19 protein-coding genes, 1 tRNA gene and 1 pseudogene are annotated in these 19,293 nt (G+C 69.5%); 13 read left to right on the forward strand and 8 right to left on the reverse strand.

Translation table 11 applies throughout. The features are described 5' to 3' along the window. Positions 1 to 38: 38 nt before the first annotated feature. Positions 39 to 2,138 carry a VWA domain-containing protein gene (locus OG972_RS20375; protein WP_266983500.1) on the reverse strand — a complete coding sequence of 700 codons (2,100 nt, stop codon included), beginning with the start codon at positions 2,136 to 2,138 and terminating at the stop codon, positions 39 to 41. 156 nt (positions 2,139 to 2,294) lie between these two features. Beyond that, positions 2,295 to 2,921, reverse strand: coding sequence for a response regulator transcription factor (locus OG972_RS20380; protein ID WP_266983502.1), 627 nt, complete (start codon positions 2,919 to 2,921; stop codon positions 2,295 to 2,297). Positions 2,922 to 3,133: 212 nt separating this feature from the next. Here OG972_RS20380 and OG972_RS20385 point away from each other — a divergent pair, with 212 nt between their 5' ends. Next, the gene (locus OG972_RS20385) at positions 3,134 to 4,459 is read left to right on the forward strand and encodes a hypothetical protein (protein ID WP_266983504.1); all 1,326 of its coding nucleotides are present in this window, start codon (positions 3,134 to 3,136) and stop codon (positions 4,457 to 4,459) included. Between the two features lie 87 nt (positions 4,460 to 4,546). On the opposite strand, the gene OG972_RS20390 is transcribed toward OG972_RS20385, so the two are convergent. Then, entirely contained in the window at positions 4,547 to 5,392 is an 846-nt protein-coding gene (locus tag OG972_RS20390) for a DUF4157 domain-containing protein (RefSeq protein WP_266983506.1), read from the reverse strand. A gap of 248 nt (positions 5,393 to 5,640) precedes the next feature. Here OG972_RS20390 and OG972_RS20395 point away from each other — a divergent pair, with 248 nt between their 5' ends. The 4 genes and pseudogenes from OG972_RS20395 to OG972_RS20410 all read left to right on the forward strand — a co-directional run. Continuing rightward, a complete protein-coding gene (locus OG972_RS20395; protein ID WP_323135878.1) occupies positions 5,641 to 5,838 on the forward strand; it encodes a hypothetical protein in 198 nt (65 codons plus the stop codon). A 27-nt stretch (positions 5,839 to 5,865) separates the two neighbouring features. Continuing rightward, a complete protein-coding gene (locus OG972_RS20400; protein WP_266983508.1) occupies positions 5,866 to 6,327 on the forward strand; it encodes a DoxX family protein in 462 nt (153 codons plus the stop codon). Positions 6,328 to 6,335: 8 nt separating this feature from the next. After that, positions 6,336 to 6,959, forward strand: a complete 624-nt coding sequence (locus OG972_RS20405) for an HhH-GPD-type base excision DNA repair protein (RefSeq protein WP_266983510.1) — start codon at positions 6,336 to 6,338, stop codon at positions 6,957 to 6,959. Between the two features lie 124 nt (positions 6,960 to 7,083). Further along, positions 7,084 to 8,399 (forward strand): annotated as a pseudogene (locus OG972_RS20410) (M28 family metallopeptidase); the annotation flags it as partial. Positions 8,400 to 8,480: 81 nt separating this feature from the next. Here OG972_RS20410 and OG972_RS20415 read toward each other — a convergent pair. After that, a complete protein-coding gene (locus OG972_RS20415; RefSeq protein WP_266983512.1) occupies positions 8,481 to 10,103 on the reverse strand; it encodes a helicase HerA-like domain-containing protein in 1,623 nt (540 codons plus the stop codon). Positions 10,104 to 10,206: 103 nt separating this feature from the next. On the opposite strand from OG972_RS20415, the gene OG972_RS20420 reads away from it, so the two are divergent. Further along, positions 10,207 to 10,503, forward strand: coding sequence for a type II toxin-antitoxin system VapB family antitoxin (locus OG972_RS20420; protein ID WP_003955420.1), 297 nt, complete (start codon positions 10,207 to 10,209; stop codon positions 10,501 to 10,503). Between the two features lie 160 nt (positions 10,504 to 10,663). Then, on the forward strand, positions 10,664 to 11,263 hold the full coding sequence (locus OG972_RS20425) for a LytR C-terminal domain-containing protein (protein ID WP_266990600.1): 600 nt from the start codon (positions 10,664 to 10,666) through the stop codon (positions 11,261 to 11,263). A gap of 298 nt (positions 11,264 to 11,561) precedes the next feature. Here OG972_RS20425 and upp read toward each other — a convergent pair whose 3' ends face one another. Then, positions 11,562 to 12,197: a uracil phosphoribosyltransferase gene (gene upp / locus OG972_RS20430; protein ID WP_037695091.1), complete on the reverse strand. Its 636-nt coding sequence runs from the start codon at positions 12,195 to 12,197 to the stop codon at positions 11,562 to 11,564. Between the two features lie 105 nt (positions 12,198 to 12,302). Here upp and OG972_RS20435 point away from each other — a divergent pair, with 105 nt between their 5' ends. The 4 genes from OG972_RS20435 (at position 12,303) to OG972_RS20450 (ending at position 13,959) form a co-directional block, all read left to right on the forward strand. After that, entirely contained in the window at positions 12,303 to 12,509 is a 207-nt protein-coding gene (locus tag OG972_RS20435; protein WP_266983515.1) for a hypothetical protein, read from the forward strand. A gap of 188 nt (positions 12,510 to 12,697) precedes the next feature. Continuing rightward, on the forward strand, positions 12,698 to 13,261 hold the full coding sequence (locus tag OG972_RS20440; RefSeq protein WP_266990602.1) for a hypothetical protein: 564 nt from the start codon (positions 12,698 to 12,700) through the stop codon (positions 13,259 to 13,261). Positions 13,262 to 13,354: 93 nt separating this feature from the next. Further along, a complete protein-coding gene (tadA, locus tag OG972_RS20445; protein ID WP_266990604.1) occupies positions 13,355 to 13,783 on the forward strand; it encodes a tRNA adenosine(34) deaminase TadA in 429 nt (142 codons plus the stop codon). Positions 13,784 to 13,874: 91 nt separating this feature from the next. Continuing rightward, positions 13,875 to 13,959: transfer RNA gene (locus tag OG972_RS20450), tRNA-Ser, on the forward strand. 346 nt (positions 13,960 to 14,305) lie between these two features. Here the strand turns inward: OG972_RS20450 and OG972_RS20455 are convergent. Next, complete coding sequence (locus OG972_RS20455; RefSeq protein WP_266983517.1) at positions 14,306 to 15,691, reverse strand: FAD-binding oxidoreductase; 1,386 nt, start codon at positions 15,689 to 15,691, stop codon at positions 14,306 to 14,308. Between the two features lie 46 nt (positions 15,692 to 15,737). After that, positions 15,738 to 16,706: an antibiotic biosynthesis monooxygenase gene (locus OG972_RS20460; RefSeq protein WP_266983519.1), complete on the reverse strand. Its 969-nt coding sequence runs from the start codon at positions 16,704 to 16,706 to the stop codon at positions 15,738 to 15,740. A gap of 108 nt (positions 16,707 to 16,814) precedes the next feature. Here OG972_RS20460 and OG972_RS20465 point away from each other — a divergent pair, with 108 nt between their 5' ends. After that, positions 16,815 to 17,381 carry a nucleoside deaminase gene (locus OG972_RS20465; RefSeq protein WP_266983521.1) on the forward strand — a complete coding sequence of 189 codons (567 nt, stop codon included), beginning with the start codon at positions 16,815 to 16,817 and terminating at the stop codon, positions 17,379 to 17,381. Positions 17,382 to 17,486: 105 nt separating this feature from the next. On the opposite strand, the gene OG972_RS20470 is transcribed toward OG972_RS20465, so the two are convergent. Continuing rightward, on the reverse strand, positions 17,487 to 18,743 hold the full coding sequence (locus OG972_RS20470) for an ATP-binding protein (RefSeq protein WP_266983523.1): 1,257 nt from the start codon (positions 18,741 to 18,743) through the stop codon (positions 17,487 to 17,489). Between the two features lie 377 nt (positions 18,744 to 19,120). Between OG972_RS20470 and OG972_RS20475 the strand changes: the two genes are divergently transcribed. Next, the gene (locus OG972_RS20475) at positions 19,121 to 19,285 is read left to right on the forward strand and encodes a hypothetical protein (RefSeq protein WP_176902190.1); all 165 of its coding nucleotides are present in this window, start codon (positions 19,121 to 19,123) and stop codon (positions 19,283 to 19,285) included. The last annotated feature ends 8 nt before the right edge of the window (positions 19,286 to 19,293 follow it).

Here is a 19,293-nt window from a genome sequence, read left to right on the forward strand (position 1 = left end):
TCCCGTATGAGCGCGAACGTTCCCGTGAGCTCGGATGTTCACGCGCGGCCCGCGAAGTCCGGTGGCTGCAGGTTGCGTTGGACGACGAGAACCGGCTTCTGCAGTCGGTCGATGTCCCTCGTGTCCGCCCGCAGCTTCCGCGGACCGAGCCGGTCCTTGCGCAGAACCGGGACCTGAACCTCGAAGGTGCCGTCGCGGCCCACAGTCACGCCGCCCTGATCCGCGGTGATCCCGATGTTCCACGTGAAACGTACGGTCTGACCAGGTGGGTAGTCCTTGCCGCGCGCCAGGACCACCTGGCCCGGCTTGACGACCGCGGGAGTGACCGTGAGCGACGGTTTCAGGACCCGCAGCCGGTCAGTGTTCTTGTTGTTGGCCGTGCGGCGGTCGGGCAGCGTGCCGCGCACCGTGGCCCGTACGTCACCGGTGATCGCCGCACGGTACGTCGCCGTCTGCGTCACCTCGATACGCCCGCCGGCCGGAATCGTGCACGGTTTCGCCGCGGTGCACCGGGGCAGCGCGGGCAGGCTGCGGTCCTTCGCGGCGGACGGCTTGGGCCAGCTGGAGCCGATGACGACACCCGTCGCCTTGTCGGGGCCCGCATTGGTGACGATGTAGCGGGCGCGGGCCGGACGCCCCGTGTACGTGCGGTCCGGCGTGACGCTGACCTTCATCGCCACGTCGGCCGAGGGCGGCACCGGCGCCTTGAGCACCACGATCTCCGCCGTGTCCGTACCGGTGTTGCCCGCAGAGTCGGTCGCCGAGCAGGTCACCGTCGTGCTGCCCAGCGGGAAGAAGGAGCCGGCGGGCGGGGTGCAGGTCACCGGGATCGGGCCGTCGTGGGCGTCCTCGGCGGTCGCGCTGTAGTCCACCCGGGCGCCGTTCTTGTCCTTGGTCCGCACGGTCAGATCGTCCACGGTGACAACAGGAGCGTCGATGTCGTTCACGTCGATGCCGATCTGTTCCTGGAAGTCCGGATCGGCCGCAGCGGCGGGTCCGAGCGTGTCCGCACCGGGGACCTGGGTGCCCAGCAGGAACTGGACGGTGCAGGTCAGCCGGGTTCCCTGGGGTGCGTCCGCGGAGACGTCGATGTTCTCGGCGAAGTGCGCAGTGTCGCCACTGGTGACCTGCTGGGTGGGCGGGTCGAGGCTGACGGACAGGTGCGGGTCGCAGTTGTCGAGGCGGTAGCCGACGCTGGTGGGCAGGTTGTGGAAGCCCTCGATGATCGCGTCCGACACCTGCTTCCCATTGATGCCTTCCAGCAGGCGGCCGTTGGTGGCGTTGACGATGCGCGTCGCCTGACCGGGCGTGGTGGGTGGGTTCTCCACGTAGTCGGGGTTGTCGGGATTGTGGGCGTCACCGTTGCCGTTCATCCCGTCGCCGATCCTGCTCTCCACGTCCACGCCGATCACCCGGACGTTCTTGTCCTGAAGGGCGAAGATCGTGTCGTCGATGGAGTGGCCGTTGCTGGGCGAGTGGCTGGAGGCGTCGCTGACCACCACGATGACGGGGCTGGCCCCTTCGCGGAACACGGTCTTCCCACCGGCGCCGTTGGCGATCTGCCACAGTCCGTTGATCCAGTCCTCGGACGGACCACGGCTCTGGCCGCCCAGGCCGGTGCCGAGCTTGTCGACGCCCTCCTGCACCTTGGTGTCGTCGTCCGTGAGCTCGGTCAGCACCTGGAATCCGGCGTTCACATCGCCTTCCTGGTCGCCGAAGGTGGCCACGGCGAACCGGGAGTCCGGCTGCTCGGCCCGGATCGCGGCGGTGATATCAGGCAGGTTCTCCCGCACACTCTTGATCGGCTCCGCCATGCTTGCCGTTCCGTCCACCAGCAGGATCACGTCCGGCCTCGGCGGGATGACCGGTGTACGCACCTGCTTGTCCACCCCCGTGGAGCCGCCGGGGTCGACCGCGTCCGTGAACTCGGCGGGCGTCACCCACGGTTCGGGCACCGCTACGGCCGGGGGGCGCGCACCGACGGCCGATCCGGGGGCCATGCCGGTGGCCACGAGGAGGAGAGCCAGAACCGGGATGCGGAGCGCGGTGACTGCGCGGCGGAAGGCCGGGGTCCTGGGCCCGTTCGAGCGGCCCCTCCGTGACCACGGCGCCCGCTCACGTCGCTGGAACCAGCGCACGGAAGTCCTCCCCCGCCCTCGGCCGGCCTACCGATCCGGCATACCGGCCCCACGGTCCCGTACACGCTGCGGGCGCGCAGCGGTGTACGAGTCACATCCTCGGGAAGCCGCAGCTGCCCCTTCGGGCAACGGTCACCGGGCGTACGGCGTGTCGGCTCAGATCAGCCCCTGCCGCATCGCGTACGCCACCGCGTGCGACCGGTTCCGGAGCTGAAGCCGCGTCATGACCGAATGCAGCACGTTCTTGATCGTGCGCTCGGAGTAGGCCAGCTTCGTCGCGATGTCGGCGGTGTCGTATCCCTCCGCCACCAGCCGCAGCACGTCCACCTCGCGGGCGGCGAGTCCGGTGAAGTGCAGACCCCGCGGTCCCAGTACCTGTCCCTGCAGCCGGCCGACTTCCTGAAGGAGGCGTCCCAGCAGATCGGAGGGGAGATGACCTTCGCCGCGCGCCACCGTCCCGATGACGTGCACCAGGTGTTCGGGCGTCGCCTCGGAGCGTCGCACGACCCCGGCCACGCCGCACTCCGCCGCGCTCACCAGCTTCTGTTCGTCGATGTCGGTCGTGACCAATACGGTGCGGGAGGTGCTGGTGCGCTGGATGTTGCGCAGCATCCGTAGCACCTCCTCGTCCACCGCGTCGACGACCACCACGGTGACCTGGGGCGGGAGATCCTCCGCACCCCATTCGGTCATGCTCACTTCGGGGCGGGCACGCAGCTGACTCGCTACGCCCGCCTGCGAGATCGGGTCCTGGGCACGTAAGGCGACGGTGGTGCGCTCCATGGCAAGGCTCCCCCTGGGAAACAGCCGGGTCGCGTCACAGCGGGCGCAACCGTCGCGGCTGCAGTCATGTGCCTCATGCGTCTTGAGGCGGTCAGAAGATTCCCGTGTTTACTGACAAGGAAACTAAAACGCCGTTGGGGGCACTGAATCTGCCCGAAAGTGTTCCTTCGCGGTCGATGTCGTGAAGCGGCGGCGATCCTACGGTGCGCGGTATGAGTCTCACGGCAAGCCTCGACGCGTCGTCCGTCACCGCCGTACCGGGCGAGGGGACGAGCCTTCCCCTGCAGATCCTCAACTCCGGCTCCACCGTGGAGGAGTACCGCTTCGAGGTGGTCGGCGCGTGCGCCGCCTGGACGACCGTGGAACCTCCGGTGCTGTCCCTCTATCCGGGCAGCTCGGAGGCCGTATCGGTCACGTTCGCCCCACCCCGCGACCCGTCCGTGCCCGCGGGTGAGACACACTTCGGGGTACGGGTGGTGCCGACGAGCGAGCAGGGCGACGCCGTGGTGCCCGAGGGCCGGGTGACCGTGCTGCCGTTCGCCGAGGTGACCGCCGAGCTGGTGCCGCGCAGTTCGCACGGTGCCCGGCGCGGCGCGCACCAGCTCGCCGTGGACAACCGGGGCAACGCACCGATCGCCGTCCGCCTCGACGCCCGGTCCGGCACCGAACGTGCTCGGATCTCGTTCACCGAACCTGAGCTGCGGATCGAACCGGGCCACGCCGGGTTCGGCAAGCTGCGGGTCCGGCCTGCCAAACGGCTGTGGCGCGGTACGGCGGTCACGCACCCGTTCCAGGCAGTCGCCACGCCCGCCGTGCCGGAGGGTGAGGAGCCGCTCGAACCGGTCGTCCTGGACGGCTCGTACCAGCAGGAAGCGATCCTGCCCCGCTGGCTGCCCCGGGCGCTCATCCTCGCCGCGGTACTGATCATCGCCCTGGTCGGGCTCTGGTACGGGCTGCTGCGGCCGGCTGTGAAGTCGGCGGCCCGGGAAGCGATCACGCCGGAGGCGGTGGCGTCGGCCGCCGCCGCGGAGAGCAAGTCGCCGAACGGCAAGGAGAGCGGCGGTGCCGCTTCGGGCGGCGGGTCCGGGGAGAACGGTTCCGACGCCGGAGCGTCCGGGCAGCCCAGCGCCTCGCCGAGCCCCTCCCCGTCCGCCGGGGCTGCCGGACCCGCCGAGCCGACGAGTGCCCATGTGCAGGTCAGGGACTCACTGGGCGGCGGCTCGAACACGGGGACCGCGCTCCAGGTGCCGTCCGGGCACACCTTCCGGCTGACCGACATCGTCGTCCAGAACCCGCAGGGCGACGCGGGGACGATCATCGTCTCCTCGGGTCAGGACTCCCCCATCCTCCGCCTCGCGCTGGAGAACTTCCGGGACTCCGACTACCACTTCGTCACCCCGATCCTGGTGCCCGCGGGCGGCAAGGTCACCATGACCGTCGACTGCCGCAAGGTCGGCAAGCCGGTGAACGCCCCTACGCCCTCCCGGTGCGCGGAGTCGCTGCTGCTCGGCGGCACGATGCAGGCCGACGGAAGCTGAACGGCGCCCCGCCGTACGGGTGGCGGCGGAAACGGCAGCAGCAAAGGAAGGGCCCCGCCGGATCGGCGGGGCCCTTCGCGTGCGCGTTCACGCCTGCGGCGCCTCTTCCTCCTCCTCCGCGCCTGCCTCCGCATCACGTTGGACGAAGGAGCCCTGCACGTCCGCCGGCTGCTCGTCCTCGTCCTCCGTCTCCGCACGCTGGACGGCGGGAGCGGACGTGTGTGTGAGGGCAGGCGCGGCCGCGGGGGCCTGGTCGGCGGCCGGGGAGGGAGCCGACAGCACCCGGTCCGCGTTGGCGACGGCCTCCCGTTCGAACCGGTCCGAGGGGTCGCTCACCCGGATCCCGCCCGGCGCCTCCGTGCCCTCCACCGGCCCGTTGCGCTGCTGGATCACGTGGGTCAGCTCATGGGCCAGGGTGGTGCGGCCCTGCGGCGAGGACGGGTCGTACGCGTCCCGCTGGAACACCACGTTGTTGCCGACGGTGTACGCGTGCGCGCCGACGCCCTTCGCCGACTCGTGCGCCGCGGAATCCGTGTGGATGCGTACGTCGGAGAAGTCCGCGCCCATCCGGCCTTCCATGTCGGAGCGGGTCTCGGTGTCGAGAGGGCTGCCACCACCCGACGAGACGACGTGGTGGACCGGGGATCGCACATCCTCCTCGGCGTGCTCCTCGGGTCCGCTCCCGGCCCGCTGCACCATCGCCCCCACGGCGCTGTTCCCCACCGTCCGCTGGAGCACACCCATGCCGGACGCCCCGACCACGTCGGCCCGGCCGGTGGCCCCGGCCCGGTAGAGGTGGGGCGTGCCGGAGGACGCCTCATGGGCGTCCGCCGTCCTCGAGGGGACGAACACCTCGTCGTACTCATGCCGCCCGTGGTCGTCATCGCGATCGTGGTCGTGTTCCCACTCGTACTGCTGCTCGTGTGCGTTCATCCGTCAACTCCCCTGACCGCACCGGTCGAAGACGTCGCTGCTACTGGCCTCGGACCTCCACCTTCACCGCACCGTCCCCGCCCCGTCCAGCCCGCACCCCGCCTGCGAAGGGCAACCGGCGCTGCCTCTTCGGGCACCCTCCCGGTACGTACGGCCCTCCACCTTCTGCGAGGCGCGCCGCGGCAGCCGATGTCACACTCCGACCGCCTGCACAGCTCCAGGAGTGCATGAACGAAAGGAGACACCTGATGTCCGAGCCATCGCGCGCCACGGCCCGCGAGGGTCTCGCGGTCAAGTACCGGCAGGTCAAAGGTGATCCCGCGGCGGTCCTGTTCAGCGACGACGCCCCGTTCGCCGTGATGGTCCTCGACCTGACACCGGATGGCGAGCAGGTACGCGACATCTACAACGTCACCAACCCCGACAAGCTGCCTCACCTCGACTGAGGCACCCGCAGGAAAGGGTCGCCACTCATGCTGTTCGCCTTCCACCTCACCGTCGCTCTCCTCACCGTCGCGCTCACCACCATGTCGGCGGTCCTGGACTTCGTCCGCTACGAACCGGTCCTCGCCAACATGGCGAAGGCCGGTGTGCCGGCTTCCTCCCTGACCATGCTCGGCGTCCTCAAGGCCGCCGGTGCGCTGGAGCTGCTCGTCGGCTTCGCCGTGCCAGTGATCGGCACGTCCGCCGCGATCGGACTCGCTCTGTTCTTCGTCGCCGCCCTCGGGATCCAGCAGGGTGTGTGCGGCGAGCCACTGCCTGCTCCAACGCTCCGGAAAGAACTCCCAGTTGTCGATGTCCACATCTCCGAGCCTGGTATGCGCCACCGACAGTCACCGAAGGGTCTCTCCCTGTGCGGGCCCGGGAAAGCAGGCACCTTCGCGTACTCCATCGGCGGCTCCTGGACTCGCCGTCCCCCGTCACTGTCGCGATGATCGGAGGCATGACACAGAACAAACCGAACGACAAGGGCGGGCCGATCGCCCTGCAGATCGCTCAGCAGCCGGAGGCGGACGAGCTGCTCGGCCGCAGTCCGCTCGCCGCCATGGTCGGCATGCTGCTCGACCAGCAGGTTCCTATGGAGTGGGCGTTCTCCGGCCCGTACACCCTGGCGCAGCGGATGGGCTCCGACGATCTGGACGCCCATGAGATCGCCGTCTACGACCCGGAGGCGTTCACCGAACTCTTCACCGCCAAACCCGCTCTGCACCGCTATCCCGGCTCCATGGCCAAACGGGTGCAGCAACTGTGCCAATACCTGGTCGCGGAGTACGACGGGGACGCGGGTGCCGTCTGGAGCGATGCCGGGACCGGTGCCGAACTGCTGAAACGGCTGAAGGCTCTGCCGGGCTTCGGCGTCCAGAAGGCGCAGATCTTCCTCGCGCTGCTGGGCAAGCAGCTGAATGTCCGGCCGACCGGCTGGCGCGCCGCGGCAGGTCCGTACGGGGAGGCGGGCTCGCACCGGTCGGTCGCCGACATCACCGGCCCCGATTCGCTCGCCCTCGTCCGCACGCACAAGCAGGAAGCGAAGGCGGCCGCGAAGGCAGCCGCGGCGAAGACGAGATGAGGGAGGGAGGGAGGGAGGGCGCACAGCTGTTCACGGACGTCACTGCGGTCGCTGGCTTTCCTGCACAACCGTTCGCACCGGAAGGACTCTTGTGCACGCAACCCGTCGCAGGACCACGGCTGTTGTGGCCGCCACCGTTCTGGCCACGCCCCTCCTCCTGGCCGCCTCCCCGAACCACGGACACCCGTCCGGGCACGACCCCGCGAAGGACGCGGCCAAGCTGTCGCGTCAGCTCGTGAGGGCGTCGTCCGGCAAGGACGCGTACCGCCATCTGCAGCAGTTCCAGGCGATAGCCGACTCCGCCGGCGGACATCGCGCGGCCGGTTCACCGGGCCACGACGCCTCCGCCGCGTACGTCTATCAGCAGCTCCGGCACGCCGGTTACCGGGTCGCGTACGACACCTTCGACTTCGTCTACACGGAGACCCTCGCCGAGAAGCTCTCCGTGGTCTCCCCGACGCCCCGCGACATCACGATCAGGGCGATGACGTACACCACGTCCACGAAGACGGGCGGGATCACGGCCGCGCTCGCCGCAGTGCCCGTCGACGCCGCCACCGGCTGCGAGGCATCCGACTACAACAACGACGACGGCGTCCTCTCCGGCACCCTCGGCAACGTCGCGTCCGGGTGGATCCCCACCGGCGGAGTCACCCAGGCCGACGGTGAACGGCTCGTCGCCGATCTGGCCAAGGTGGACGAGGTGACGGTCTCCTTCGAGATCCGGGAGTTCCAGGAGCCGCGCACCACGCGCAATGTGATCGCCGAGACCCGTGGCGGGAACGCCGCGAGAACCGTCATGCTCGGCGCGCACCTGGACTCGGTCACCGCCGGCCCCGGAATCAACGACAACGGCTCCGGCTCGGCCGGTCTCCTCGAAGTCGCCCTGGAGCTCGCCAAGACCCACCGCACCCCGGCCAACAAGGTCCGTTTCGCCTGGTGGTCGGCGGAGGAGAACGGGCTCAAGGGATCGGAGGCATACGTCGCGAAGCTCGACGCGGCCCAGCAGAAGCAGATCGCGCTCTACCTCAACTTCGACATGATCGCCTCGCCGAACGGCGTCCAGTTCGTCTTCGACGGTGACGACTCGGACGGGGTCGGCTCGGGCCCCGGCCCCGAGGGACCGCCCAACTGGAGCGCGACATAGCGGACTTCCTCGACCGGACGGGCACGCCGCACGAGGGCACGGACTTCACCGGCCGCTCCGACTACGGACCGTTCATCGACGTCGGCATCCCCGCCGGTGGTACGGACACCGGCGCCGAGGTCATCAAGTCGCCCGCCCGGGCGGAGAAGTTCGGCGGTGAGGCGGGGATCGCGTTCGACCCCTGCTACCACTCCGCGTGTGACACGCTGGCCAACATCGACATGGCGTTCTTCGACGCCAATATCGATGTGATCGCGAACGCGGTCGGCACGTACGCGTACGACCTGCGCTCCGACGCACCCGACAGGCTCTAAGGGTTGTCCCGTAGCCCTGCCGGGGGCGGGCACCCGACTGCGGTGCCCGCCCCCTCCCCCTTACCGCCCGCGGCGTGCCGTACCGAACAGTGATCGCGAGATCTCCCGCCCGAGCTGAGTCCCCACCGACCGTGCCAGCGACCGGAACACCCCGCTTCCCACCACCTGCTCCACCAGCGACTCGTCGTCCTTCGCCGCCTTCGGCCGCTTCCCGGCCTTCACCGCCGTATCCACCGCTGCCGCCTCCGCGGCGGCCCGCTGCTCGGCCTCGTGCTCGGCGGTGAGCTTCTCGTACGCCGACTCCCGGTCCACCGCGTGTGCGTAACGCCCGTACAACGAGGACCCCTTCACCGCCGCGTCCAGCTCCGCCTCGGGGAGCGGCCCCATCCGCGACTGCGGCGCCCGCAGTCGGGTCGCGGCGACCGGTGTCGGTGCGCCCTTCTCGCTCAGTACGGTGATGACCGCCTCGCCGGTGCCCAGCCGGGTCAGCAACTCCTCCAGGTCGTAGGGCGAGTTCGGGAACGTCTTCACCGTCGCCCGCAGCGCCTTCGCATCGTCCGGCGTGAACGCCCGCAGCGCGTGCTGCACCCGGTTGCCGAGCTGCCCGAGCACATCCTCCGGTACGTCACGCGGCGTCTGCGTCACAAAGAAGACGCCCACACCCTTGGAGCGGATCAGCCGCACGGTCTGCGTGATCGAGTCCAGGAACGCCTTCGACGCCCCGTTGAAGAGCAGATGGGCCTCGTCGAAGAAGAACACCAGCTTGGGCCGGTCGAGGTCGCCGACCTCCGGCAGATCGTGGAAGAGATCGGCGAGCAACCACATCAGGAATGTCGAGAAGAGCTGCGGCTTGTCCTGAACAGCCGCCAGTTCCAGTACGGAGACCAGCCCCCGCCCGTCCGGCGCCGACCGCAGGAATTCCGCCGTGTCGATCTCCGGCTCGCCGAAGAAGTCGCCCGCGCCCTGCTGCTCGAAGGCGGTGAGCGACCGCAGGATCACCCCTGCCGTGGCCGTGGACAGCCCACCGATCCCCTTCAGTTCGGATTTGCCGGTGTCCGAGACTAGAAACGCGACGACGGCCCGCAGATCCTTCAGATCCACCAGATCCAGGCCCTTGGCGTCCGCGTAGTGGAAGATCAGGCCGAGCGACTGCTCCTGTGTCCGGTTGAGCTGCAGCACCTTGGAGAGCAGGACCGGACCGAAGCCGGTGACCGTCGCCCGCAGCGGAATGCCGGGGCCGATGCCGCCGAGCGCGTAGAACTCGCACGGGAATCCCCTGGCCTCCCACTGCTGCCCGACCTGCCCGGCGCGTTCGGTGACCTTGTCACCCGGTGTGCCGGGGGCGGCGATGCCGGAGACATCGCCCTTGATGTCGGCGAGAAAGACGGGAACGCCGTTCGCCGACAGCTGTTCGGCAATCAGCTGCAGGGTCTTGGTCTTGCCGGTACCGGTGGCACCCGCGACGAGTCCGTGCCGGTTGAGCATCCCCAGCGGGATCCGGATCTGCGCGCCGGGCAGACATGCACCGTCCCAGAACAGCGCACCCAGATCGAGCGCGGCCCCGCCGACGGCGTACCCGTCGGCGATCTCCCGGGCCTGTTGCGGCAGTACACCGGCACCCTCGCCGGCGCCTGCTCCCGTGCCCGCTTCGGTACCCCCGCCCGTGCTGTCGCTGTCACTCATCACGGCCCCTATTCCGAAATGCCTGCATTCATGCCGTTTTGGTCAGCATCGCAGTACCGCTCCATGGCTGCGCCCGGAGGCTCTTGACCGGTAGGCTTTCCGTGTGATCTTCAAGCGCATCGGAAATGGGCGGCCATATCCCGACCACGGCCGGGAAAGCACCCGGCAGTGGGCGGATGTCGCGCCGCGCCCGGTCCGCCTCGACCAGCTGGTGACGACCAAGGGCCAGCTGGACCTCGAAACCCTCCTCGCCGAGGACTCGACGTTCTACGGCGATCTATTCGCCCACGTCGTGAAGTGGCAGGGCGACCTCTACCTGGAGGACGGGCTGCACCGCGCGGTCCGCGCGGCGCTCCAGCAGCGCCAGGTGCTGCACGCCCGCGTCCTCGAACTCGGCTGACAGCCCAGCGGCTCGGTGAGCCGACAGTCCTTGCACGTCGCCGCACCGGGTGCTTTCGGGTGCATTCACACCCGGACGGGTGCCATCCGTTGATCATTTAGTACGTATCTTCACCGGGTCGCACTACGCTGCGCCCATGAGCATGCTCACTCCCCCCGGCATGGGCGGAAAGTACCGCATCACGGGCGACAAGTACCCGCGCATGCGCCGCCCCCGGCACCGCCGCACACTGGTCCTCGCGTCCATTGCCTCCGTGGTGGCCCTAGGGCTGGCCGGTTGGGGCACGATGCAGCTCATCGACGTCTTCACGGGCGGCGACAAGCAGGCCAGCGCCGCGGACCGCAGGGCCGACTGCCCCACGCCCAAGCCGTCCACGCCCGCCAAGGCACTGCCGGCACCGGCGAAGATCACCGTCAACGTCTACAACGCGACGCCGCGCGGCGGACTGGCGAAGGCCGCCGCCGACGAGCTGAAGAAGCGCGGCTTCCGCATCGGCAAGGTGGGCAATGCCTCGGCCGCGTACGACAAGAAGGTCCCCGGGCCCGGGGTACTGCTGGGCGCGCCGACGGCCATGAACGGCACGTTCCCGGTCCTCGGTACGCAGCTGACGGGCGCCACGCCGAAGACCGACGCGCGCAGGACGGCGGACGTCGATCTGATCCTCGGTACGGCGTTCAAGAAGCTGAACACACCGAAGGACGCCGCCGCCGCCCTCGCCGCCCTCAACAAGCCGACCCCGGCGCCCTCCTCCTGCCGCTGAGAGCCTGTCGGGTGACCTTCGATCGGATAGCGGACGCGGTCCGGTGCGTGCGATTCCAAGACGGCGGGATGTCCTCGGATGGGGTCTCCCCTGCTCGAACGAAGCTGAGAGCTCGGGGAAAGGAGCTACGAGGACATTTCGGCAACGCGGGAAGCGTGCGTGCCAGGGCGTGGCCGCCCGATCAGAGGTCACCCGACAGGCTCTGAGGGCTGCCCCGTCGTCACGCGGCGCAGCAGACACCGGTTCGACGACAGGACCTCGGGGCGCAGGGGCCGAAGGCCCTGGTCGGAACCGGGACTCAGTCGACGGTTCCGTACATCCGGTCGCCCGCGTCGCCGAGCCCCGGCACGATGTAGCCGTTCTCGTTCAGCCGCTCGTCGACCGAGGCGGTCACCACGGTCACCGGCGTACCCGCCAGCTCGCGCTCCATCACCTCGACGCCCTCGGGCGCCGCGAGCAGCACGACGGCGGTGACATCGTCCGCACCGCGCTTGATCAGCTCCTGAATCGCCGCGACCAGCGTGCCGCCGGTGGCCAGCATCGGGTCCAGGACGTAGACCTGCCGGCCCGAGAGGTCCTCCGGCATGCGCGTCGCGTACGTGGACGCCTGGAGCGTCTCCTCGTCGCGGATCATGCCCAGGAAGCCCACCTCGGCGGTCGGCAGCAGCCGCACCATGCCGTCGAGCATGCCGAGACCGGCTCGCAGGATCGGCACGACCAGGGGCCGCGGGTGCGACAGCTTGACCCCGGTCGTCGGTGTGACCGGGGTCTCGATGTCGACCTGCTCGGTGCGCACGTCCCGGGTGGCCTCGTACGCGAGCAGGGTGACCAGCTCGTCGGCGAGCCGCCGGAAGGTCGGGGAGTCGGTGCGCTTGTCGCGCAGAGTGGTGAGTTTGTGCGCGACCAGCGGGTGGTCGACGACGTGGATCCGCATGGGTTCAACAGTAACCGGGCTCTCCCGCACCTGTGCGCTGGCATCAACCACACGTTCGGAGGGAAGGTGGGGGGCATACGGACCCAGCCTTGGGGTGATGTGCGGATGGCGGACGGGGAGCGGCAGAAGCGGGACCAGCCGGCCCCGCAGAACGCGTCGGGGACCGAGACCGAAGCGGAGCGCCGCAGACGGCGCGCCCACTTCCTCCGCGAGCTTCATGAGGCGAAGGCGCTGCGCGACCGGGTCCAGCCGCGCCGCGCCCGGGCCGCCCGAATGCGCCAAGCCATGCGGATGCGAACCTTCCGCTGGTAGCGCTCCGAGCAGGCGGGACGGCCCCCTCGGAGCGGTGTCCGCGACAACTGATCCACGACGCAACGGTCGAACTACTCTCGCAAACGCTCGTTTTCTGCCACGATTCCGATGGGCGGGACGCAGGACATCCGGATCACCGGATGCCCTCCCGCCGGACCGACACCCCTATGACCAGTGGGAGAGTCACGGTGTACTTCGCCGCACTGCTCGCGCGCACCGAAGACGGGTGGGAAGCGAGCGACACGGAGCTCGACGATGTGGAGACCCTGTCCGATCTGACGGATCTGGCCCGTGAGGCCTCGGTGGACGAGGACACGGTGCTCGTCTTCATCGAGCAGGAGGACGCCTGGTTCGGCGTCATCCGGGTGGACGGTGAGGAGGACCCCCGTATCTACATCTCGGACGCGTCCGCCGCCGCCCGCTCCTCCTACGGGGAGATCCTGCTCACCGATGAACTGCTCGGCCGCGAACCCGGGGCCGAGGACTCGATTGCCGCCCTCGAAGAGCTCGTCAGCCTCGACGGTACGGAGGACGGCGAGCCGGACCACGCCACCGACAATCAGACCGACCACGACGACAACGACGACGACGGGCTCGACGCCGACGCCGTACCGACGGGTCCGCTCGGAGACACCGGGATCCTGTCCGATCTCGGACTCCCCGAGAAGGAGCTGCTGATGCTGCGCGCGGAGGCCCTGGTGGAGATCGCGGACGCGCTGGGCGCGGCCGAGGTCCTGGAGACCGTCCGTTAGGGTCCGCGGGTGACCGCACCACCGGGCCCGCACGGACCGCACGAACCCCACGACCCGACGAACGATCCCGTACGGGACCCATGGCGGGCGGCCATGCGCCGCGCCCTGGACGAGGCCGCACGCGCGGCGCAGGCCGGTGATGTGCCGGTCGGCGCCGTCGTCCTCGGCCCGGACGGCACCCTGCTCGCCACGGGACACAACGAACGCGAGGCGACCGGCGACCCGACCGCGCACGCCGAGATCCTTGCCGTCCGCCGGGCCGCCGAGGCGCTCGGCGCATGGCGGCTGACCGGCTGCACGCTGGTGGTCACCCTGGAGCCGTGCACCATGTGCGCGGGCGCACTCGTGCAGTCCCGGGTGGCCCGGGTCGTCTACGGGGCACGGGACGAGAAGGCGGGCGCGGCCGGTTCGCTGTGGGACCTCGTACGGGACCGGCGGCTCAACCACCGCCCCGAAGTGATCCACGGAGTTCTGGAGGACGCCTGTTCCGCCCAGTTGACGGCCTTCTTCCGCGACCGCTGACCCGGCGGCGCGCCCAGCCTCCGCCCCGGCTTCCGCACACACGGGAGAATCGGATTTCAACCCGCGGCCTGGATGGTCTAAGCTCTCTCTCGGTAGCGTGTCCGAGCGGCCGAAGGAGCTCGCCTCGAAAGCGAGTGTGGGGAAACTCACCGAGGGTTCAAATCCCTCCGCTACCGCTTCGGAAGACCGCCTCTGATCCTGTGAAAGCAGGTCGGGGGCGGTTTTTCTGTGCCCTTGTGTGCAACACGCCGTGCCACATCCTGCCCGACGAGACGCTCGGCCAGTCGGGCCAGGAGCGCTCCGGGGCAGCGACACAGCGGATGCGGTCTGCGGCCCACGGCCGATCCGTGCGCCCCTGGGGTCGCCTTCCTTGACGATCTCCGTCGCCCTGTCGGGGTTCTCACGGAGGATCGCCGGCGTTCCCGACATCGAACCCCTCCCACCGACACGCCGTCCCGGTCATTCCCTCCGGCCGCGCCCCCGGCGGCCGGACAGAAATCGAGGGCGCCGGCGCAAGACACCTCATGTCGCGGGTGCGAGGTAGGAGTGGAAGACGTTGTCCGGGTCCCACGTGAGCTTGAGTTCCTGCAGGCGGTCCCAGTCGGCGGGGGCGTACGAGCGCCGGGCCCGGGCGGCATCGGCTTCCACGTCTGTTTCGGCGATGTAGTGGCCACCGCGCCCCGACGGGTCCGCCGCGGCCATCGTCTCGCGCAGCCACCCGCTGTTCGCTCCGTCCGCCGCCGGATCGTCCCAGATCGCATAACAGACGAGGTAGGACTCGCCGAGCGCCGAGAAAGCCATGTTCCGCAGCAACGCCGGGTCGGTGGAGACGGGCTGCACCGGCGCGAGCACCAGGGATCTGCCGGAGGGGGCCCGGGCGACGGCGTCGGCGATGCGGGTCATCAGAGTCTCGTAGCTCTCCGCCGACCACAGCGTGTCCGCCGCGTAGCGATGCGCTCGCGGCCACAGCTGACCGGCGCCGTCGTGCAGCGCGGCGAAGGACGTCGGCTCGGGTGGCTGCCGGGAGAGGGCCCGCTCGGCGAACGGGCAGGCATCCAGGGGTTCGAGAGCAGCGAGCGCCTCGTCCCGCGTCGCGGCGAAGGCAGTGGCGCCGACGGTGATCCGCGGCCCCGGCGGGACCGTGGCCGTCGCCTCGCCGGAGGCTGCCATGACGAGAGCCGTCTCGACGTTCGACGGCAGGTCACGCGCGGTCCGGACGGCCCATCCCGTCACGCGCTCGACGTCCGCCGGCGGGAAGGTGAGGCTGGTGGTCGTGATGGCCGCGGGGTGAGAGTGCAGACCGAGCCGGAAGCCGGTGACGACGGCGAAGAAACCCGGCCCCGCGCCGCGGGCGGCCCAGAAGAGGTCGGCGTTCTCGGTTTCGCTGCAGATGACCGTCCGGCCGTCGGCGGTGACAGCCCGGATCTCCAGGACATCGGCGCATGCCGGTCCCCACGCACGGGAGTTCCAGCCGAGTCCACCGCTCAGCAGGAAGCCGCCCACCGCGACGGAGGAGCAGTGCCCCACGGGGAAGGCCAGGTCATGCGGGGTGAGGGCCTCGACGAGGTCCCGCCCGGTGATGGCGGGCCCCACCTCGGCCGTCGCCGACGCCGGGTCGACGCGGCAGTGCCGTAGCCGCGACAGGTCGATCAGCAGGCCCCCGTCGCGGAGTTGGGAGCCGGACCAGTTGTGCCCGCCGGAGCGCGTGGAGACCTGCAGCCCCTGGGCGCGTGCCAAGGCCAGGGCCGGGGGGATGTCCCCTTCGGCGGCGGCCTGCAGGATGACCTCGGGAAAGCGTTCCGGCAGGAGCCCGTTCCACACCGCGTCGGTCCGGGCGCGGTCGTAGCCGGGGTCGCCCCGCCGGATCAGTGTCCCCTCGATGGGGCCTGCGGGCGTCCGTTCAGGCATCACGACCTCCTCGCGTGGCCCGGCTGGAGCCGGCTGGTGGGATCGGTCAGTGGGTGGTCAGGCCGAAGATGATGAGGAACAGTGCATAGCAGAGCACCACTGCCGCGGCACCGGCCAGGTGCACGCGGTAGGTGGTCGCGCGGCTGGGCACCAGCCAGAAGGCGAGTGCCTTGTTCACCAGAGGCATCAGCAGCCAGGTCAGTGCACTGACGCTCAGCATGTTCCCGATGAAGAGGCCGATGTATCCGGGGACGCCGAGCTTGTCCAGCCAGCGCCCCTCGGTCAGGTTCAGCACCATCACCGTGGGATAAAGGGCCAGGAGCACGGTCATGGCCTGCTTCCAGTTGGGCGGTGCGTTGTCCTGCTTGCCCTCGCCGAAGCGGAACCAACCGCTGAACGCCGAGCCGACCTTGCGTACGTCGTAGGAGGCGAAATAGGTGCGGCCCTCCTCCAACAGGGTCTGGCGGACATCGGAGGCGAGCCAGTCGTCGAGGTGCTCGCGGGAGTCGAACCGGAAGACGACGACCCAGTGCTCCTGCACGCCCTCCACGGGCTTGAACAGCTCGGACCCCATGAATCCGGGTGACTTCGCCTGTGCCTTGAAGGCCCTCTCCTGCCAGCGCAGAAAACCCTCTTCCCGCCCTGGCCTCACCTCGTGGGAGACGACGGCTGTGACCATCTCCGGCGCCTGTTCGGCAGGGGCGCCGCCACGAAGAACCTCCTGCGTCGGGGATTCCTCGAAGAATTCCCGCCCTTCGTCGAGCAATTCCCGCCGTCTGCCCGAATCCAGCCAGGCGGTCAAGTAATCCACGCCGGCGAAACGGAAGACCGCCACCCATTCATTCTCGTCGCCGGCTTCGGGCGGGTACACCTCGGCACCCTCGAACCCGTCGAATTCGCGGGCCGCTTCGTTCATCCTGCGCTGGTACTCGTCGGCGCGACCTGCGCACACCTTCTGCGAGGTCACAACGGTGGCGTTCTCGGCCGGCGGCTCACGGCTTGCGCGCAGACTCACGCACAGTAGTTTAGTGGATGCGTCATTTTATGGGCAAATCGGACAGTCGGCTACCCTTCCGCACACTTGTTTCGTCAAGGGCTGTCGATGTCGATCGGAGACGTAGTGATGGAACACAAGGAGCTCATCACCGAGGCGGTCCGACTGGCCACCGAGTCGGTGGAAAAGGGCTGGGGCGGCCCCTTCGGCGCGGTGATCACCCGCAATGGGGACATCATCGCCCGCGGACAGAACCGAGTGCTTCTCACCGGCGACCCCACGGCCCACGCCGAGGTCGAATCGATCCGCAAGGCCGTGCAGTGTCTCAACCCCGAGGCTCCGTCGATCGCCGAAGAGCACCAGAACGAGAGCACTCTGGAATACGTGCCCCGTGCTGACGGGTCACCGGATCCCGTGCCCGAGCGGGCCCGGATGCTCCAGGGCTGCTCGATCTACATCAGCGGCGCTCCCTGCCCGATGTGCATGAGCGCCATCTACTGGTCCCGGATCGATGCGGTGTACTTCAGCTGCGGCCTGGACGACACACGCCGGATCGGCTTCGACGACGTCTACCAGTACGAGGACTTCAAGAAGCCGCTCGACCAGCGAAGGATCAGGATCGAGCAGGTCCATCCCGAAATCGGCGCCCAAGCCTACGACTCGTGGACGAGCAAGCCGGACCGGCACGCGTACTGAGGACGCCAGGGTCGGAGATTCACGCGACGCCGCGACGGTGCACGGTGAAGCGGGGCCGGGAGGACGCTCCTCCCGGCAGAAGTGCTTCGACAGGGCGCTGCGGGTTCAGACTCGGGCGTGCGTGGTGATGTCGGCGGTGAACTCGGCGATGACGGCGGGGGTCACTGTCGGACGGCACTGGCGGAGCGCGGCGAGGTAGTCGTCGGTGTGTGCGCCTGCCTCGGCGACGTCGCGTTCGAAGGCAGCCTGGGCCGCGATCCGGGCCGCGTGCTCGATGTCGGCCGGGGTGAACAGCTCGCTGGCCGCGACGAGCGCGTCCAGGTCGACATCGTCGCGCCGGGCGGAGTGGCGCGACCAGATCGCCGCGCGGGCGGCCGGGTCCGGGGTGCCGATGGGAATCAGGTAGTCGAACCGTCCGGGACGCAGGAAGGCCGGGTCGAGGGAGCGGATGGAGTTGGTGGCGCAGACCAGGAGCCGCTCGTCGCGCTCGCGGAAGCCGGGGATGAGCTTGAGGAGTTCGTTGGTGACGCCATGCATCCCGGGCTCCGGGCGTGCGCCGCGTACAGGAGCGATCTCCTCGACCTCGTCGATGAAGACCAGCACCCGCTCCAGTTCCCCGATCCGGGCGAAGGCCGTGCGCAGAGCGGCGGCGAGATTCCCTTCGTCCGCCAGCCGGGACGGCAGCAGTTCGACGAAGGGCCAGCCGAGGCGGGAGGCAATGGCTCGGGCGAAGGTGGTCTTGCCCGTCCCGGGCGGACCGAACAGCGTGATGGCGCGCGGCGGTATGACCCCGTGCCGGGCGGCACGCTCGGGTTCGGCCAGCGGCAGCACGATGCGACGCTCGATCAGGTTCTTCTCCGCCTCCATGCCGGCGACCTTTCCCCACAGATCACCGGACAGCACCCGGCCACCCAGCTCCTCCAGGAGGTTCGCCGCGGCGCCGATGGCCGATTCGGTCTTCTCGAAGTAGGCGACGGCCGGCCTCCGCGTGTAACCGGCTTTCTGCAGGCCCTCGCCGAGCAGTTCCTCCTCCGGCAGGACGTAGGCGATGCGACGCACCCGGGCCGCGATCAGCCGGCGTTCCAGCTCCATCAGCAGCGCGCTGGCCAGGCCCCGGCCGCGCCAGGTCGGTGAAATGGCGATCCGCATCACCCAGGCCCGGCCCTCGGACACCTGGGCGAGGGCCGCGCCGATGGGCTCGCCGCGGTGGACGGCGACCACCGCGGGCTGGCGGGACGTCAGGGCGCTGATGCACTCGGCCAAAGAGAAGACGGACTCCTGGCCGAGATCCGCGGTCGTGTCGATGAGATGAACGACCGCCGCCAGGTCGTCCTCACGGTAGTCATGGATGAGCCAGTTCACATGCCGCTCCTCGCCTCGGGTGGTTCGGGAGACGCTAGAGCGTCGGCCGGCGGACGGTCGCGCTCCATTGCGGACAACGGAGCAGCCGCAACCGTACGAACAGGAAGCGGTGCGAACGGCGGACTCCGGCTACGCCCGGCAGGCCGGCCAGGAGGTGTGGCCGCCCCTCGGGGATGGCCACATCCTGTTCATCGGTACGGCGCTCACAGGGTGGTCGCGTCCGCCGGCAGCACCCTTCTTCGGCCGGGGCCACACCCACCGAGGCATCGGGCCGGGGGTGTGATCACAAACCCCATCGGAAACCCCCATCGGATACGGCCATTCGTGCGGATAGAATCGCCCGACTGCACAGGGGATCGAAGGGGAGGCAGGGGCTGATGGTGCAAGCGAAGAAGATCGCGCTCTACATGGTTGTCGTCTTCGTGCTGTACACGATCATCACGTCCCCCGCCCGGGCCGCGGATCTTGTCCAGGTAGGGTTCGAAGGCGTTTCGAGTGCCGCACAGGGCGTCGGCGATTTCATGTCCGAGCTCGTGAAGTAGGAGTACCC

The organism is Streptomyces sp. NBC_01669 (genome assembly GCF_026339735.1).
GTDB classification, from domain to species: Bacteria; Actinomycetota; Actinomycetes; order Streptomycetales; family Streptomycetaceae; genus Streptomyces; species Streptomyces yanii.